The sequence below is a fragment of the Candidatus Kryptonium thompsonii genome, assembly GCF_001535985.1.
Classification (GTDB): domain Bacteria; phylum Bacteroidota; class Ignavibacteria; order Kryptoniales; family Kryptoniaceae; genus Kryptonium; species Kryptonium thompsonii.
The window spans coordinates 1-18,373 of sequence record NZ_CZVS01000045.1; the positions used below are offsets into that span (position 1 = coordinate 1).

Below are 18,373 nucleotides of genomic sequence, written 5' to 3' on the forward strand. Positions count from 1 at the left end.
AAAGAAGCCAACAGTCAAACGGACTTGGAACAGCTCCAAATGCCCTCTGAATATACCAAAGTGGTTTTTGAATTTCATCTCTATTTGTTACAACAATTCCACCGACGACATCGCTATGACCATTTAAAAATTTCGTGCTACTATGAATAACTATATCACATCCAAACTCAAGGGGCCTTTGAAGATACGGCGTCATAAATGTGTTGTCAACCGCAATCAAAATTTCTCTATTAAACGAATCCCGAATCTCAACCAATTTTCGAAGATCCGTGATATACAAGAAAGGATTTGAAGGCGTCTCAGCAAAAATCATTTTCGTTTCCCTTCTAAGCTCATTTGCGACATTTTCAACCTGAGTAATATCAACAAATGAAAATTTAATACCCCATTTCTGCATCTCTTTAAAAACCCTCAATGTGCCACCGTAGATATTTTTTGTCGTTATAACATGATCACCCGGCTTCAAAAGTTGCATAACCGCTGTCACAGCGGCTACCCCAGATGAAAAAGCGAATCCATATTTCCCGCTTTCAAGCCTTGCGATGTTTTCTTCAAGCATTTTACGATTTGGATTTTGCGTTCGCGAGTAAACATACGGAGCATCCCTATCCTCAAACTTTCTCGCATAAGTTGTTGCAAGATAAATTGGCGGTATAACCGAAAAAGATTCTTTATCTGGCTTCTGCCCAAAATGAATTGCATCCGTCGAGAATCCCATTTTTATCACCCCAGTTTATTGTAAATAAAAAGGGCAGGCAAAATTTTTGCCTGCCCTTTAATTTGCAAACTTAACGACTATTGTTTACTCCTCAACTCATCCGCTTTCTTAAAAGCCTGTTCAGCTTTTTCAACTTCTCCAAGGTTTGCGTAAATCTTCCCGATAAGCTCCCAAATGAAAACATCATTAGGATCAATTTCAGTCAACCTTTCAAGATATGGAAGCGCCTGCCTAAATTTATCCTTTGACATCGCTTCATATTTCGCTTGCTCTTCAAGATTCTGCCTTAAAGCAAGATCCTCCGCCTGTTGTTTTAACTTAACTCCCCAGTTAACATAAGCAGCCCCAAGGTTATAAACTGCCTCTTTATAATTCGGGTCAAGATCAACCGCAGCTTTGAATTCCCTTATAGCGTCTTCAAACTGCTCCGCTCTAAGAAGAAGGACACCATAATTGTAATGGAAATATTTGTTTCCTGGCTGAGCCTCAACCGATGCACGAAAAGCTTCAAGCGCTTCATCGCTACGCCCGGCGTTTATGTAAGCATTTGACAAGAAAGCGAGCGTCTCCTCATCTGAAGGAGTAAGATTTCTAACCTTATTAAAAACTTCAATTGCTTTATCATACCACTCTCTTGCTGCATAAAACTCAGTTGAATCAAGCGCAACCGTCACTCCACCACTTTCATACTTTTCTCCCTTGAAATAGATCGCTTTAACGGCTTCATTTTCAAATTCAATTGTCAGCCCATATTTTGAATAAACCCACTTCTCTGGCTGAGGTTGCTGAGGTGCTGGTTTAACCGGCTTCCTACCTTTTACTGGCTCCTGAACTTTAGGCTTAACAACTGAATCAGGTGTCCCAAAACTCGACTGAACTTCACTTTTAGACATCCCAACCCTTATATCGCGCTTATTTGAGGGATCCTCAAACTTAAATGTATGACGCGAAGCGTAATCATAGTAAATTTTTCCAAGCATCTTCATCGCATCAACATCCTGTCCATTGGAAAGTTCAATCGCTTTCTTGAGTGGATCAACCGCTGGGTCAATATCTCCCTTCGCAAGATAACTATAGGCAAGGTTTTTGTAAGCTGCTGCGCTGTCAGGAATTATCTCGGTGCAAGTTTTAAAAGACTCAATCGCCTTGTCAATGTAAACAACTGAATCACGATTATTGCTAAACCTCGTGAAATAAGCTACACCAGCGTTAAAGTTATCAACCCAATATTTGAGCTTGTAATTGTTAATATCTTTTTCAAATCGATTTGAAACCTCAAGCGACTTGTTGAACGCCTCGATCATTCCCTTATAATTCTTCTGTTCACCTCTAACATAACCAAGCAAAAACCAAGCTTCATCATTTTTAGGATTATTCTCAACTTCTTTCAAAAGCTGCTTTTCAGCATTTACCCAATCCTGCCTCTGCATGTAAACCTTTGCCCCTGTAACCTCAGGACTTGCACATTGAAATCCCGTGGTTGAAATGTAGATTAAAATGCCAATGAGCCCAAATAAAAACAAAACTGATTTTGTTTTGGACATGTTGCTTCATTTATGAATTAATTTTTAAAAAGTTTTCCCTTAAATATACCAAAAAATGCGAGATTTTTCAAAAATTTAAAACCCCAAAACAAAATCAAACCAAAATTTCTACTTCAAAGCTTCGCTTATCATTTTAAGTAGCTTGTTTATATCAAACGGTTTCTCAACGAAACCAGCTACTCCTTCGACTTCCTCTTTCTCTGATTCAGTAATATACCCCGTGGAAATTATCACTTTCACATTTGGATCTATCAAGAGAAGCTGTGAAAGCGTCTCTTTACCGCTCATCTTCGGCATATTAAGATCAAGAATGACAAGATCAATTTCACCTTTGTGCTCTCTATAAATGTTCAACCCTTCAATCCCATCGCCAGCAGTATAAACTTTAAATCCCTCAGCCTCAAGCAACTCTTTCCCAGCAAACCTTATATCTTCCTCATCATCAATCAAAAGTAAAGTCCCAGTTTTTTTCACTTTTACTTCTTCTTTCTTTCTTGCTTCATCTTTTTCTTTTCTTTCTTTATATGCAGGGATATATACTGAAAATTTTGTTCCCTTTCCAACCTCGCTATAAACTTTTATAAATCCATCATACGATTTTACAATTCCATAAACAGTTGAGAGCCCAAGCCCCGTTCCTTTCCCAGGGGGTTTAGTTGTGAAGAATGGCTCAAAAATCCTTCGTTTCACTTCCTCCGTCATACCAATACCAGTGTCAATTACATGCATAACCAAATATTCAACATCAGACTTTCCATTAAGTCCATCTCCAACCCTATTCTCAGTTCTAAAAATTAACTTACCTCCCTCGGGCATTGCATCTCTTGCATTTATAGCAAGATTGAGAATAACTTGTTGAACTTGCGCCTCTTCCCCAAGTATTATGTGATTCTCTGCATTGAAGTGCGTTTCTATTTCAATGTTTCTCGGGAAAGTCTCTCTAAATACCTTCACTGAATCCTCAATCAAGCGATGTATATCAATAGGTCTCATTTCCCCGGTTGGCTTCTTTCGTGAAAACGTGAGAAGTCGTCTTGCAAGCTCAGCCCCTCGCAAAGCCGTTGTCTCAATTGTATCAATCCACTTTGCATATTCAGAATCCTTCACCTTCATTTTAAGAAGTTGAGCAGCGCCAATTACAATTTGTAAAATATTATTAAAATCGTGAGCGATGCCACCTGCAAGCGTGCCAAGGGCTTCAAGTTTTTGCGCTTGCTGAAGAGCTTCCCTTCTCTTAATTTCCTCCGTCACATCTATTATCATCCCCTGAGCTGCAGGCTTACCCTCATACTCAACTCGCTTTGTATAACCTTCAATAAAAATAACTTGCCCATCTTTTCTCAAACCCCTTGCACTCCACTTATTCACCTCAAATTCACCCTTTAATCTCTTCCTAAGTTGCTGATTTAATCTTTCCCTATCTTCAGGATGAATTAATATAGGGTAATCTTTCAAATTTAATATTTCATCTTTGCTATATCCGAAAATCTCACAGAACTTATCATTGACATATTTAAACCCCGAAGTATCCATCAAATAAGCTCCAAAAAATGGATTTTCAACAATTGACCTGTATTTTTCTTCGGACTTCAAAAGCTCCATTGTCCTCTTCTCAATTTCAAACTCCAAATGCTCAGAAAACTTGAAATTCAAAAACAAAACAAGAATAAAACTTATCAAAACTCCAATTGAAGCTAAAGCAATTCCTCCTAAAGCTGACCCCGGCAAAACATCAAAAATTTTAAAATCATCGAGAAAATGATAATCGATTATAAAAATTTTATCCGAATTGAATTGTAATGGCACCACTGAGACGTTTAAAATAGTCCGCCTCGAATTTTTATAAACCCTCTCGCGAAAGTTACCAAGCTTAACCAAATCCTCAGTTTTTATATTTAATGGTGAATCTATTTGTGATTTTAAAAATCTGATAAAATTGTCACCAAGGACTTTTGTATCGTCAGCAGAGATTATCCTTAGCTGTGAATCAAGAAATAGAATCCTTGAACTTCCCTCAGTAACTTTCTTCAAATTACCACGCAAATTTTCAAAATTAAATTCTACCCCTATTCCCCCTAAAAAATTACCGTCCTTATCAAAGTATGGATACAAAATAAACGAATGAGAGCCACTTTTATCATTTAAAATTGGTGTCGCTACAAATTCTCCCCTCACAAATTTCTTCGGTAAAGTGAGCTCCACAACCCCAGGGTAAGAGTAATAAATTTTGCCCTCCTTATCGAAGAAAAATATATTTGATACAATCTCAGCGTATCTTTCCTTTAAACTTTTTGCGGTATCTTTCACCTTTTCACTGCTTAAACCTCTTTCAGCAATGAAACTAATTCTTAAAATTAAACTTTCGAGCTCCCTCTCGGTCTGTCGTGCAAAAACTTTTATTACATCAAAATCCTTTGAAACTCTGCTTGCAAAAACTTGATCCTGCAAATCAAAATATACACCGGTTGCAAGCGTTCCAAATAAAATCACCGTAACCCCCGCAAGAACTAACATTATAGTTAGCCGTTTCACAATTCCAGATTTTAATACGGCGATATATCTCGACCTATACTTATCAAGTAATAATGGCAGGTGGGAAATTAAAATATGAAGTATGTTAAATGTTAAGAATCCTGATACAAGAGCCCCAGCTACTTCCGTGGCAAAATAAGTTTTATCAAGTATTGAGTTGGGAAGATTTGAATTCAATAACCACAGCCATAAAATTGGCTCGATAAGGTAATAAAGAGACGCTACCCTAATCCATCTACTTCTACGAGGTGCTTTTTCACACACACCCTTATTCATCATCATTATATCCCCGAGAAGGAAATACGAAATAAAAAATTGCAACTGAATGAAGATATAAAGAACATCATTAAAGAGATAAAGATCACCTTCGTAAGCCTGTGTCAAAAAATAGGGCAACATCAAAACAACAAAAATGAACACAATTATCAAAATTCTTTTAAAAGTAGAACTTAAACTTAAATCCCCAAGTCCTGTGAACCTCACAAAGAAATTACGCAATGAAACAACCCCAGAGGCAAAGAAAACACCAGCGGAAATGTAAATCGCTTGTAGAAAAATAAGTTCAGTGCTTACTATGACCCCAAATCTCGCTGTTATGTAAAAAGATTCATATACAGCTATGAAGTAAAAAACTAAGGAAAAGAAAAGAAGTGAAGACCCAGTCCTTCTACCGGTCTCAGATGCGAATTTATAAGCAAGGATTGTAATAGAAAGAACGGGCAAAAGAACATAAAAAAACTCAAATATCCCACCTATAACATTTAAGCCATAATTTCCCATAAAATTTCTTTGTTAAATTTCAATCATCACTATACTGAAGGTACCCAATGCCACAACATTTAAAAATTACTTATTTTGTCCCTGCGGAACAGTAGCTGGTTGAGATTGAGTAGGTTGAGCCGCAGGAACACTAACTGGAGGGACTGATTTAGCCCTCTGTTGAATTACGCTCTCCCGGACACTTTCAGGAGTTTTTCCGGGGAGAAAGAAAAGATTGATCACAATAGCAAGAAGAAGAAAGATCGCACCCAACGTAATAGTTGCCTTGCTTAAAAAATCAGCGGTTCTCCTAATACCAAAAACAGTTCCAAATCCTGCGCCACCGAAAGCCCCAGCAAGACCTCCACCTCTACCTGCCTGAAGCAAAACCGCAATGATCAAGAGAATCGCAATTATCACCTCAATAGCAACAAGAACACTATACATATTCAAACACTTTTCAAAATTTGTTTTTCGAAATTACAGGTGGAAAAATTTAACAATAAATTTGATTAAAACCAAATAAAAAACCCCTTGCCCTCCAAGAATAACCTGGAAAGCAAGGGGTTTGATAAAACCAAGGTAATTTTTACATCACTTCATAAGTATCGCTTTCCTCGTCATTGTAAACTCTCTCCCATCCTCAAGCGATCTTGCATACATCGTATAGAAATAGACGCCAGAGCCAACAGGATTACCCTGCTCATCCCTTCCATCCCATTTTACACTCTTCCTTCCAGGATCAAGATTTGCTTCAACCAATGTCCTAACTTTTTGACCAAGAACATTCCAAACAATTATCTTAACACTTGAATACTCAGGGATATCAAACCTTATCTCCGTCCCTGGGTTAAATGGATTTGGATAGTTCTGATAAAGCATATAATCAAGTGGAACTACATCACTAAATTGGGAAACATCGTATAACAAATCAGCACCTAAATTCGCAACGCTTGCTATAACCTTAGGTTCAGCACTTAAAAATTGTTCCACCGTAACATTTGGTACTACTATTGTAAGTAAAACACTTTCTCCTGTTTTTATATACTTTCCACCATCAGCGTAAACAAGAATTACAATTTTGTTAAATTCATTTCTCTTCCAATCAACGGACAATCCATTGGCATCGGGCATCTTCCATACATCAATCTTTCCAGGTAGAACTGAAGATGTCAACTCTATCTGTAATCCTCTTAACAAAGCCTCATTATTTTCAAGTTTAACTCTTACTTTGCTTGTCTTTGTACCCGGATTAAATACCTCAAACTTTAAAATTCCATTAGCATTTACCTTTTTACCGCCTTCATCAAACTTCGCAAGAACTGCACCACTGCCAAAACCTTTGTCATTAACTTTAAACACAGGAGAACCCGCAATTGCACTTATTGCATAGCTTGGCCATACACCACTTACCACCGCATCCTCTAATGTTGCAAGATCCATAAGATCAAGAGTTCCATCCCCACCATTAACATCAGCAGCTGTTCTATCTGCATTATCTGGGTTTTGATTATCATATTGGAGCGGAGATTCACCATTTGTTGATTCATAAAAATATCTATCTTGCGTGCCATCACTATTTGCATCTCTAAATTGATAGCTACTTTGCGGATCATTTACGATTACATTGCCATAATTTCCAACCACCACATCTGCAAGTCCAGTTACATCAGCAACATTAACAGAGTTATCCCAGTTTATATCCCCATATTTACGATCTTTAGAATACCCAGCTGGTGTAAATGTTGGTGAAGAAGTTGGCGGTGTAAATGTCGTCGCTGTGATATTTATTGTCGCAGGATTTAAGGTAGGCGTAACTGTGCTCGGAGTACCCCCGCCACCTGGATACTTTCTTATAACTGCTGAAGCACTGATCAAAGTAAGGCTATATGAACCGTTGGATAAAGATGGCAATGTAACGGCAAGAACACTTGAGTTATAGCCTGGCTGAAACATTCGCGACTTTGTTCTGCCAGAAACCAGAACGCTAATAGTATCGGGATCGGAGGCATTAGCAGATCTCTTATTTTTTGAAATGCTAAAATTTGAAGATAAACTATTGGGATATAAAGTGACACCAGCAGTATCTATATTCATAGCAGCAGGATACATTATATTAACTTGAAAAGACCAAACACCATAAGTATTAGGAGCATACTTGTTCTCTAAAACAACGAAAACCTTTTGATCAGTGACACCCGCATCAATTTCAATACTTGATTGATGCCAACCTATTCTCACTTGTGAGAAAGATAACCCTGCAAAAATAAAAATTAAAAAAGCAGTTAAGATCAATTTTCTCATGGCTACCTCTCAACTGTTTTTTTAATTTATTTTCGGTTCTTTCAATGGAAATATAATAAAATTAGTCCACACTGTCAAGAGTAACTTGGCTAAATTAGAAAACCTTAATAAATTTTTGATTTTGGCTTCACTTAAATTTTGCAAATATTAAACATCCTAAGTGTGATGCAAATCACATTGGGAAGAAGGTGCGGAGGGTGAGGGACTCGAACCCCCAAGGGCGCGAAGCCCAGCGGTTTTCAAGACCGCCGCCTTACCAATTAGGCTAACCCTCCATTTTTCCTATATAAATTTATAAAATTTCACCAATAAAATCAATTTTCAACAAAATCCATTCCAAACCCAGCAAAACTCATCCCTAAAAAATTTATCGTAACCCATCTATGCCTGCACACTTGACTTTTAAGCAATACTTTTTTATCTTAAATCAAAACCAAAAAAGAGGATTGGAAAGCAATGAAAATAATGAATTTCTTTTTCATTCTAATTACTGGGGTATGGGTTTCATTTTTAATTCAGGGATGTGCATCGACAGCTGAACAAGAAGATATTTACGGGGGTGTGGTGGAGGAAGCAACAGAAGGTGTTGATACATCGTATGTAACTACCCTATCCGAGGAAAATAAGTCTTTAAGGGAACAAATTGCTAAACTGCAGGATCAAAATGCCAAGCTTCAAAGTGAAAAGAATGAATTAGAAAAAAACTTGCGCTCGCTTCAAGAAAGCAATACACAATTAACAGCTAAAATTTCTGAACTGGGACAACAACTTGAAGCAGAGAAACAAAAAAACCGCGATCTTTCAGCAAAACTTGCACAATATGAAGCATTGCCACAGCCAGGCGCAAGCGAGATGGAATTAAGAAATGAAATTGCAAAGCGCGACAGTGAAATCACGGAATATAAAAAGCAAATAAGAGACTTACAGGCAAAACTTGCAGAACTTGAAACAAAAGTTGCAACGAAACCCACCGAAACTCCACCAGCTACAGTTGGCGGAGAAGTTAAATTAGCTTACCCTGGAATTACACCTGAAACGCCCAAAATTGAGATAACAGAAAAACAGTTTAGAAACTATTATAACCTCGCTCTTAGAGAATTCAAAAATCGCCGATATAAAACATCCATTGCTTACTTTGATACATTATTACGAAGCAGTGTTGAAACAAATTTAAAGATAAACGTAGCTTATTGGCTCGGTGAAAACTACTTTGCGTTAAAACAATATGAAAAAGCGATTGAATACTTCAACTATGTCGCACAGACGAAGTCAGCCAAAGCCCCGGATGCTTTATACATGCTTGGGAGATGCTATGCAGCGCTCGGAAAGATTAAGGAAGCGAAGGAATATATGAGCCGAGTAATAAAAGAATATCCAAAAAGCCCGGTCGCCAAAAAAGCCAAAGACAGATTAGAGAGACTATGAAACTTAAATTCACATTTTTGCTAACTTTAATTTTACTTGCCCTCTCCTCATGCACAAAAGAGCAAGAGAGTCAAATTCTGCCTTACATCAATATTACGGTTGATAACCAATCTTTTAAGATGGACTCGGTTATAGCGGTGTATGATGATTCAGCGAAGGTTATGAGTTTGCTTGGGACAAGATACAGCGGTGGGAAACCTGCAAATACTATCGCAATTGGGTTCAAATTTTCAACCGGAACACAGGCACCACAAACATACGACGCTACAAAAACGCCCATCGAAATGATGGCTATTTACATTGACTCTGCGAATATTGTCTATTCGACTGCCACCGTTGATTCGCTCCAAAATCCAGCGAACCCAATAGGCACAGGGATTTTAAACCTTACTTCACACAACTTATCACTTCACACCATCGCTGGAAATTTTGAACTTAGACCTAAGGAAATAGACCCAGAAACATGGCAACCGAAAACGAAGGTAATTCAGATAAGTGGTTCATTTCAAACATACTATGTTTTTCTTACAAGAGGCTATACTCCCCCAATACCTATGAAAGTTTTACCTATGTTGCACAACAGTTCAGTTAAGTGATTCTGATACTTCTGTTATCTGTGCATTGCATCGAGGGCATTTATATGAAGCGGTTTTGCGTCGGGATTTAACAATTAAAGGATAACCACACTCAGGACAAGGCTTATTTACCGGTTTATCCCAAAGTATAAAATCGCAATTCGGATAATTTGAACAAGCGTAGAAAATTCTCTTTCGCTTACTTTTTCTTTCAACAAGTTCTCCAATCCCACATTCAGGACATTTTATCCCTGTTGTTATTGATTCAGTATATCTGCACGACGGATAATTTTCGCACCCATAAAATTTACCAAATTTCCCACGCCTCAAAATCAATCTTCCACCACATTGAGGACAAATCCTTGTCTCTTCAATTACTCCATTTTGAGGAAAAGCCAGTGTATTTTTACAACTTAGATTTGAACAAGCAAGATATTTACCATCCCTATCAACTTTGACGACCATCTTAGAACCACACCTATCGCAAACTATGTCAGTTTCCTCTTGGATTAACTCTCTTATCTCATCCTTCTTTTCTTCAAGTTCTCTTAAATGTTTATCAAACGGTTTGAAAAATGAATCAACGACCTCAAAATATCCTTTCCTTCCAGAAGCTATCTCATCTAAATCTTCTTCCATTCTTGCTGTAAACTTATAATCAACGACATCGGGAAATTTAGCAGTAAGGATTTTATTCACAGCAAAGCCGAGATCAGTTGGAACAAGTTTCCTATCCTGTAATTCAACATATCCACGCTCAAGAATTGTGCTAACTATAGTAGCATAAGTGCTCGGTCTTCCAATGCCTCTTGCTTCAAGTTCTTTAACAAGTGATGCTTCGGTATATCTTGCTGGCGGTTTTGTAAAATGTTGCTCGGGAATAAGGTTTGTAAGATTTAAAACTTCACCGACATTTATCTTAACAGGTATCTTAACTTCCTTTTCTTCTTTCTCTTCCGACTCGATCTTTGTTTCTTCATAAATTTGCATGTAACCATTAAACTTGACTGTCGAACCAGTCGCCCTGAAAAGATAATTATCTGCAGTTATATCAACAACTGTTTGCTCAAGCACTGCTGAAGACATTTGACAAGCAACAAACCTATTCCAAATCAACTCGTAAAGAGCGAACAGATCCTCACTGAGATATTTTTTAACAACTCTTGGTTCATACTTCATATAAGTTGGTCTTATTGCCTCGTGAGCATCTTGGCTTACCTTCGACTTTTTGAAAACTCTTGGAGTCTGAGGCAGATACTCTTTCCCATAATTGTTATAAATGTACTCTCTTACAGCACTTACCGCTTCATCGCTTAACCTTGTTGAATCGGTCCTCATATATGTTATCAATCCAACTCTTCCTTCATCACCAAGTTCAACTCCCTCATAGAGTTGTTGAGCAAGCATCATTGTTTTTTTCGGTGAAAAACGAAGTTTATTGCTCGCTTCTTGCTGGAGTGTGCTTGTGATAAATGGTGGGGGCGGATTTCGTAAAATCTCCTTTTTCCTAATATCTGAAATTACAAAATTCTTACCCCTTAAGTCATCTAAAATTTTTTCTGCTGTCTCTTTATTAGGAATCTTGGGGTCTTCACCGTTTAGCTTAAATAATTTTGCCTTTAAAATTTCCCCTTCTCGAGTTTGAAACTCCGCTTCAATCGTCCAGTATTCTTCGGGTTTGAAATTTCTTATCTCTTCTTCACGTTCACAAACCAAACGAAGTGCAACCGACTGCACTCTTCCAGCGGATAAAGAGATCTTATCGTTCACAACCTTTTTTAAAAACGGGCTAATTCTATAACCGACAATCCTATCAAGAACGCGCCTAGCCTGCTGAGCTTCAACAAGGTTCATATCAATATCGCGGGGATTTTGCATCCCTTTTTCAATTCCGTTCTTGGTTATCTCGGTGAAGAGGACACGTTTTACATTAGGGTTTACATCTTCGATTTCTGTTTTTATATGCCACGCAATTGCCTCACCTTCTCTATCTGGGTCAGTTGCAATGATGACTTTGCTTACCTTGCTTGCAAGGTCCTTTAACCTCTTGAGAATTTCCTTCTTCCCGCTTATCACAACATATCTGGGTTTATATCCTTTATCAATATCTATCCCAAGTCTCGATTCATCCCTTGGTTTTTGCGGAAGGTCTTTAACATGACCAACAGATGCTTCAACTATAAACTCACCCCCAAGATACTTGCCAATGGTTTTTGCTTTGGCTGGGGATTCAACTATAACAAGACCTTTCGCCTGAGAACTTTTAGGCATCCTGGAAAAACATCCTTTGTTTTTAACAAAAAAGCGACGGTTGAAACAACCGCCGCTTATATTAACATCTCTTTACTTCCAAAAGTTAACTTTTTTAAAGTGATTCCGCTTTCTTCTCTAAGATTTGAGCTTTCTCCTTCTCTTCTTCGACTTTTTCAAATTCCTTCACACCTTCCTTAGGCATCACTCTAACATCACGGTAATCCTTCTTATCATTTCTAAATCCAGTACCAGCTGGGATCAACTGTCCAACGACAACATTTTCTTTCAAACCACGCAAGTAGTCAACTTTTGCTTCTATAGCTGCATCCGTTAAAACACGAGTTGTCTCTTGGAATGAAGCAGCTGAAATCCAGCTTTCCGATGTAAGAGCAGCGCTCGTTATACCAAGCAGTATAGGCTCAAACTCCGCACCTTTCGCAGGACGATATTCAGCTGGTTTTTTCTTTTTCCTCTTTAAGTTCTCATTCTCCCTTTCAACCTCATTTCTCGATTTTAATTGTCCAACCTTAAACTTCGAATCACCTTTGCTTGTTATAACCACCATACCTCTAATTCTGTCGTTTTCTTCATCAACGACATCTTTATCAACAATGTCTCTTTCAAGAAACTTAGTGTCACCAGGATTCGTAATCTTAACCTTTCTCATCATCTGCCTTACAATGACCTCTATATGCTTGTCATTTATCTCAACGCCCTCATTTCTGTAAACATCCTGAATTTCATTAACGAGATATTGTTGCACTGCATTAAGACCCTTTATACTCAAAATTTTATGCGGGTCAATTGGACCATCTGTTAACCTATCGCCAGCATAAACGCGATCGCCATCCTCAACAAGCAAGTGCTTCGTCTGCGGTATCTGATATTCTTTCTTAAACTGCCCATCATCGCTTGTTATCCTAACAATGTAATAGTTCTTCTCAGCTCTTACGCTTACAACCCCATCAATTTCAGCGAGTTCAGCTGGGTTATTGGGGGTTCTGGCTTCAAAAAGATTTACAACTTTTGGCAAACCACCCGTTATGTCTCTTATCTTAGCCTGCTCCCTCGGAATCTTTGCTATGATATCTCCAGCTTTGATATTTACACCATCGTTAAGGTTTTCATCCACAAGTGCTCTTACTGGGATTGGTTGATAATATTCCTCACCTTCTGGAGTGGTGATTTTAATTTTTGGAACCTTGGTTTTATCTTTAGCTTCAATTATAACCCTCTGCATATGTCCAGTTGTTTCATCAGCTTCCTCACGATATGTGACATCAGGAATGAAATCAATAAGTTCAACTCGTCCAGATTTTTCTGCGAGTATAAGCGAATTATATGGGTCAGTTTCATAAAGTTCAGCACCTTTCTCAACAAATTGACCATCTCTCACTTTCAAATCAGAAGCGTATGGTACCGCATACTTTCTAGCAATCCCACTTTTTTCATCTTCAATAAGTAAATATCCATGCCTGGAAATGACACGCAAGACAGTTTCATGCTCATATTCGTCCATCTTCTCATATTCGATATACTTGATGTTTACAAATCTGACCTTTCCACTATTCTTAGCTAAGATCTTTGAAGATCTATAACCTGCACCAGCTACGCTACCACCTGTATGGAAAGTTCTAAGCGTAAGCTGTGTTCCAGGCTCACCTATTGATTGAGCTGCGATTATTCCAACAGCCTCACCAACTTCAACCATCCTTCCAGTAGCGAGATTTCTACCGTAACATTTCACGCACACTCCATATTTGGATTCGCATGTGAGAACGGAACGAACTTCAACTTCATCAATTCCAGCTTCTTCAATCTTTTGAGCAAGTTCCTCGGTGATTTCATGACCAGATTCGACGATAATTTCACCCGTGATGGGATGATAAATATCATGCAAAGCAACTCTTCCAACGATTCTGTCTGCAAGTGACACCATAACCTCTTCTCCACCCTCCTCTTTGAGGGCCGTCATAGTAATTCCTCTAACTGTACCGCAATCTTCTTCCGTCACGACGACATCTTGAGCTACATCAACGAGACGTCTTGTAAGATAACCAGCATCGGATGTTTTCAAAGCTGTATCAGCGAGACCTTTTCTTGCACCGTGAGTTGAAAGGAAGTATTCCCAAATTGAAAGACCTTCACGGAAGTTGGAAAGAATGGGGTGCTCGATCATTTCATAAGGCTGTCCTGTCATACCTTTCTGAGGCTTCTGCATCAATCCGCGCATTCCGCCAAGCTGCCTTATCTGATCCTTCGAACCACGCGCACCTGAATCAAGCATGACGAAAAGCGGGTTAAATCCTTGATTTATTTTCGAAAGCTTCTCAAACAAAACCTTCGCAACTTTTTCAGTCGCGGCTGACCATTCGTCGATAACTTTGTTGTATCTTTCTGTATCGGTAATTTCTCCAGCAAGGTGATCCCTATGATGAATATCAACCCTCCTCTGATATTCAGCTATTATCTGCTCCTTTTCCTCTGGAACAATCACATCTGGAATGCCGATTGAAATTCCCGACTTTGTCGCATAATAAAATCCCATATCCTTCATTTCATCAAGAAACTCGGCAGTTATAACATTTCCAAACTTATTGTAAATTTTCGCTATCAAGTTTGTAAGTTTCTTCTTTGTCAAAACCTCGTTTATAAACCCAATCCCTTTCGGAACTATTTGATTGAAGATAACTCTACCCGTTGTGGTTTCGACAAGCTCATATTTACCTGTTTCCTGATTTAAAATTCTAACTTTGATCTTCGCATGGAGCCCAAGTTTTCCACTATTATGCGCAATTATAACCTCTTCAGGAGAAGAGAAAGTTTTACCTTCACCTGGTTCCCCAGCTCGTTCTTTCGTCAGATAATAGAGACCAAGCACAATATCCTGCGTTGCAATTGTAATCGGTTTACCATCAGCTGGCTTAAGCAGGTTATGGCTTGAAAGCATCAATATCCTTGCTTCGAGTTGAGCTTCGTAAGAAAGCGGGACGTGAACCGCCATTTGGTCGCCGTCGAAATCAGCGTTGAAAGCAACACAAACAAGCGGATGTAATTGAATTGCTTTTGCGTCTGTTAAAACTGGTTGAAATGCCTGAATTCCAAGACGGTGCAAAGTCGGCGCACGATTCAAAAGAACTGGATGACCTTCAACAACTTTCTCCAAAATTTCCCAAATAATTGGATCTTTCCTTTCAATTATTTTCTTAGCAGTGCGAGCAGCCTTCGCATAACCACGCTCCATTAACTTGCGAATCAAAAATGGTTTGAATAACTCAACCGCCATATCCTTGGGCAATCCACACTGATGAAGCTTTAACTCAGGTCCAACAACTATAACAGAACGACCCGAGTAATCAACCCTCTTACCAAGTAAATTCTGTCTGAATCTACCCTGTTTACCCTTCAAAATGTCAGATAAAGATTTAAGAGGTCTATTAGTGTCCGCCTTTACCGCGTTCACACGTCTCGAATTATCAAGCAACGCATCAACCGCCTCTTGAAGCATTCGTTTCTCGTTCCTGAGAATTATTTCAGGCGCTTTTATCTCCTTTAACCTCTTCAACCTGTTGTTTCTGATTATAACTCTGCGATAAAGGTCATTCAAATCACTTGTAGCGAACCTACCTCCTTCAAGAGGAACAAGTGGTCTCAATTCTGGTGGGATAACTGGTATTATCGTCAAAACCATCCACTCAGGCTTATTGATAAACTCTTCCTTACCTTTCACAACTACTTTCTGATTAAAAGCCTCAACTACTTTTAAACGCTTTAAAATTTCATACTTCTTTTGCTCAGAAGTTTCCTGAGCGAGCTGAGCCTTCAACTCGTTTGATAATTCTTCAATATCAATGTTTCTCAAAAGATCTCTTATCGCTTCACCACCCATCTTTGCAATAAACTTATCAGGATGATCATCTGGCAATTTATCGTTATCAGGAAACTTCTCAAGTATTTCCTGATATTGTTCCTCTGTGATCAAATCTTTCTCTTTTAATCCCGTCTTTCCAGGCTTTATCACAACATATGACTCGTAATAAACTATTTTCTCAAGGTCCTTGGTTGACATCCCAAGCAATGAACCAATCTTGCTCGGAACAGATCTCAAATACCATATATGCACAACTGGAACAGCAAGTTCAATATGCCCCATTCTTTCACGCCTTACACTTCTCTGCGTAACCTCAACGCCACATCTATCGCATACAACACCACGATACCTTATCCTCTTGTATTTTCCACAATGACATTCCCAATCTTTTACAGGTCCGAATATCTTTTCACAGAAAAGACCATCTCTTTCGGGTTTATATGTTCTGTAATTTATCGTCTCAGGCTTTGTAACCTCACCACGAGACCACTGTAATATCGTGTCAGGGCTAGCTAATTTAATTGAAACTTTTGAAATCTGCTTTTTCCGTAAAAGTCCTTCTTTTAAAACCTGCAGTTTTTCCATTTTTAAAAACCTCCTGAGAAAATTTATTTTTTATTCGATTCTCACATCAAGACCAAGACCCTGAAGCTCACGAACGAGAACATTGAACGATTCAGGTATCCCAGGCTCTGGCAAATTATCACCTTTTACAATTGCTTCGTATGCCTTTGAGCGACCTTGGATATCATCGGATTTATAAGTTAACATTTCTTGCAATGTATAAGCTGCACCATAAGCCTCGAGAGCCCATACCTCCATCTCTCCAAGTCGCTGTCCACCAAATTGTGCTTTTCCGCCCAATGGTTGTTGAGTAATAAGTGAGTAAGGTCCAATTGATCTTGCGTGAATCTTGTCTTCAACCATATGGATGAGTTTCATCATGTAAATATATCCAACTGTAACTTCCTGATCAAATGGCTCACCTGTTCTTCCGTCATAAAGCCTTATTTTTCCAGTTTCGGGCAAACCTGCTTTCCTTAACTCTTCTTGAATATCTTCCCAAGTTGCCCCGTCAAATATCGGGCTTGCATATTTAACACCAAGCTTCTTAGCAGCCCAACCAAGAGCCGTTTCAAATAACTGTCCCAAATTCATTCTTGAAGGAACGCCCAATGGATTTAACACTATATCAACTGGAGTTCCATCTGGAAGGAAAGGCATATCTTCAACAGGTGCAACTTTCGCTATAACACCTTTGTTTCCATGGCGACCTGCCATCTTATCCCCAACTTGCAATTTCCTCTTCTTCGCGACATAAACTCGCGCAAGCTGCACAACCCCAGGCTGAAGTTCGTCAACTTGAACTTTATATCTTTCAATCTTCGCCTGCGTCTCAATATCTTGCAGCTTCTTCAAATAATTTTCATAAAGTTGCTTCTTCAACATATTTTTCCTCGGGCTTTCGACCCATTCAGCATCGTAATCAAGGTCATCAAGCTCGTCGATGCGCGACTTAAATACCTCAGGCTTCAAGCTAACGCCACTTCTTATGACAACTTCACCTTTCTTATTTCTTATTCCAAGTGATGTTTCACCCTCGAGCAACAACCCAAGTTTTTCCGCAAGTTTTTCCTTTGTTTCAGCGATTAACTTCTTCCGCTTTCTCTCTATGCCATCCAAAAGTTTCTTTTCTTGCTTTTTCGACTCCGCATCTTTTTTCTTTCGCTGGAAAAGCTTCGTTGCTATAACAACTCCTTTCAAACCAGGACTCGCTCTCAAAGACGCATCTTTCACCTCACCAGCCTTTTCACCAAATATAGCCCTCAAAAGTTTTTCCTCTGGAGTTGGTTCGGTTTCCGCCTTCGGCGTTATCTTACCGATCAAAATATCCCCCTCTTTGACATAGGTTCCAACCTTAACTATTCCGTTCTCATCAAGGTCTTTGATCGCCTCCTCACTTACATTTGGAATTTCCCTTGTAAATTCCTCCTCACCACGGCGAGTGTCATGGACAGATAGCTCAAACTCTTCTATATGAACTGATGTGAAGGCATCTTCTGCTACCAGTTTTTCGCTCACAATAATAGCATCCTCAAAGTTATAACCTCTCCATGGCATGAAAGCAACAAGAACATTTCTACCAAGTGCAAGCTCACCGTGATCAATCGCAGGTCCATCAGCTAGAATATCTCCAGCCTTGACCCTTTGACCAACTTTCACAATTGGCTTTTGATTTATACAGGTATCTTGGTTTGACCTTGCGAATTTAGTTAACTTGTATTCAACCGTATATTTATCATCAAAGCTTAAAATCTCTTCAATGCTTCCCTTTTTATGATCATACTCAACTACAATCTTAGTTGCATCAACATATTTTACCACGCCATCA

10 protein-coding genes and 1 tRNA gene are annotated in these 18,373 nt (G+C 38.8%); 2 read left to right on the forward strand and 9 right to left on the reverse strand.

Translation table 11 applies throughout. The annotated features are described in order from the left end of the window. The 6 genes from AWW78_RS07200 to AWW78_RS07225 all read right to left on the reverse strand — a co-directional run. The coding region (locus tag AWW78_RS07200) for a trans-sulfuration enzyme family protein (RefSeq protein ID WP_047134708.1) at positions 1-718 on the reverse strand (718 nt) is incomplete at its 3' end. Positions 719-795: 77 nt separating this feature from the next. After that, positions 796-2,262 carry a tetratricopeptide repeat protein gene (locus AWW78_RS07205; RefSeq protein WP_075426186.1) on the reverse strand — a complete coding sequence of 489 codons (1,467 nt, stop codon included), beginning with the start codon at positions 2,260-2,262 and terminating at the stop codon, positions 796-798. Between the two features lie 108 nt (positions 2,263-2,370). Continuing rightward, positions 2,371-5,574: a PAS domain S-box protein gene (locus AWW78_RS07210; RefSeq protein ID WP_075426187.1), complete on the reverse strand. Its 3,204-nt coding sequence runs from the start codon at positions 5,572-5,574 to the stop codon at positions 2,371-2,373. Between the two features lie 66 nt (positions 5,575-5,640). After that, positions 5,641-6,000 carry a preprotein translocase subunit SecG gene (gene secG, locus AWW78_RS07215; RefSeq protein WP_047134703.1) on the reverse strand — a complete coding sequence of 120 codons (360 nt, stop codon included), beginning with the start codon at positions 5,998-6,000 and terminating at the stop codon, positions 5,641-5,643. A 147-nt stretch (positions 6,001-6,147) separates the two neighbouring features. Further along, a complete protein-coding gene (locus AWW78_RS07220; protein ID WP_047134704.1) occupies positions 6,148-7,857 on the reverse strand; it encodes a FlgD immunoglobulin-like domain containing protein in 1,710 nt (569 codons plus the stop codon). Positions 7,858-8,048: 191 nt separating this feature from the next. Next, positions 8,049-8,132 (reverse strand) — tRNA-Ser (locus tag AWW78_RS07225). 181 nt (positions 8,133-8,313) lie between these two features. On the opposite strand from AWW78_RS07225, the gene AWW78_RS07230 reads away from it, so the two are divergent. Together AWW78_RS07230 and AWW78_RS07235 are read left to right on the forward strand one after the other, a co-directional pair. Next, positions 8,314-9,282, forward strand: a complete 969-nt coding sequence (locus AWW78_RS07230) for a tetratricopeptide repeat protein (protein ID WP_075426188.1) — start codon at positions 8,314-8,316, stop codon at positions 9,280-9,282. Next, positions 9,279-9,878 (forward strand): hypothetical protein, encoded by a 600-nt coding sequence (locus AWW78_RS07235; RefSeq protein WP_047134705.1) that lies wholly within the window; start codon positions 9,279-9,281, stop codon positions 9,876-9,878. Before AWW78_RS07230 ends, AWW78_RS07235 begins: the two co-directional genes overlap by 4 nt. Here AWW78_RS07235 and topA read toward each other — a convergent pair. From topA to rpoB, 3 genes are all read right to left on the reverse strand, one after another. Further along, entirely contained in the window at positions 9,867-12,128 is a 2,262-nt protein-coding gene (topA, locus tag AWW78_RS07240) for a type I DNA topoisomerase (RefSeq protein ID WP_047134706.1), read from the reverse strand. The genes AWW78_RS07235 and topA overlap by 12 nt on opposite strands. 94 nt (positions 12,129-12,222) lie before the next feature. Then, positions 12,223-16,566, reverse strand: coding sequence for a DNA-directed RNA polymerase subunit beta' (rpoC, locus tag AWW78_RS07245; RefSeq protein ID WP_047134707.1), 4,344 nt, complete (start codon positions 16,564-16,566; stop codon positions 12,223-12,225). Positions 16,567-16,596: 30 nt separating this feature from the next. Beyond that, positions 16,597-18,373, reverse strand: a 1,777-nt coding sequence (gene rpoB, locus AWW78_RS07250; RefSeq protein ID WP_047134712.1) for a DNA-directed RNA polymerase subunit beta, incomplete at its 5' end; no start/stop codon positions are given.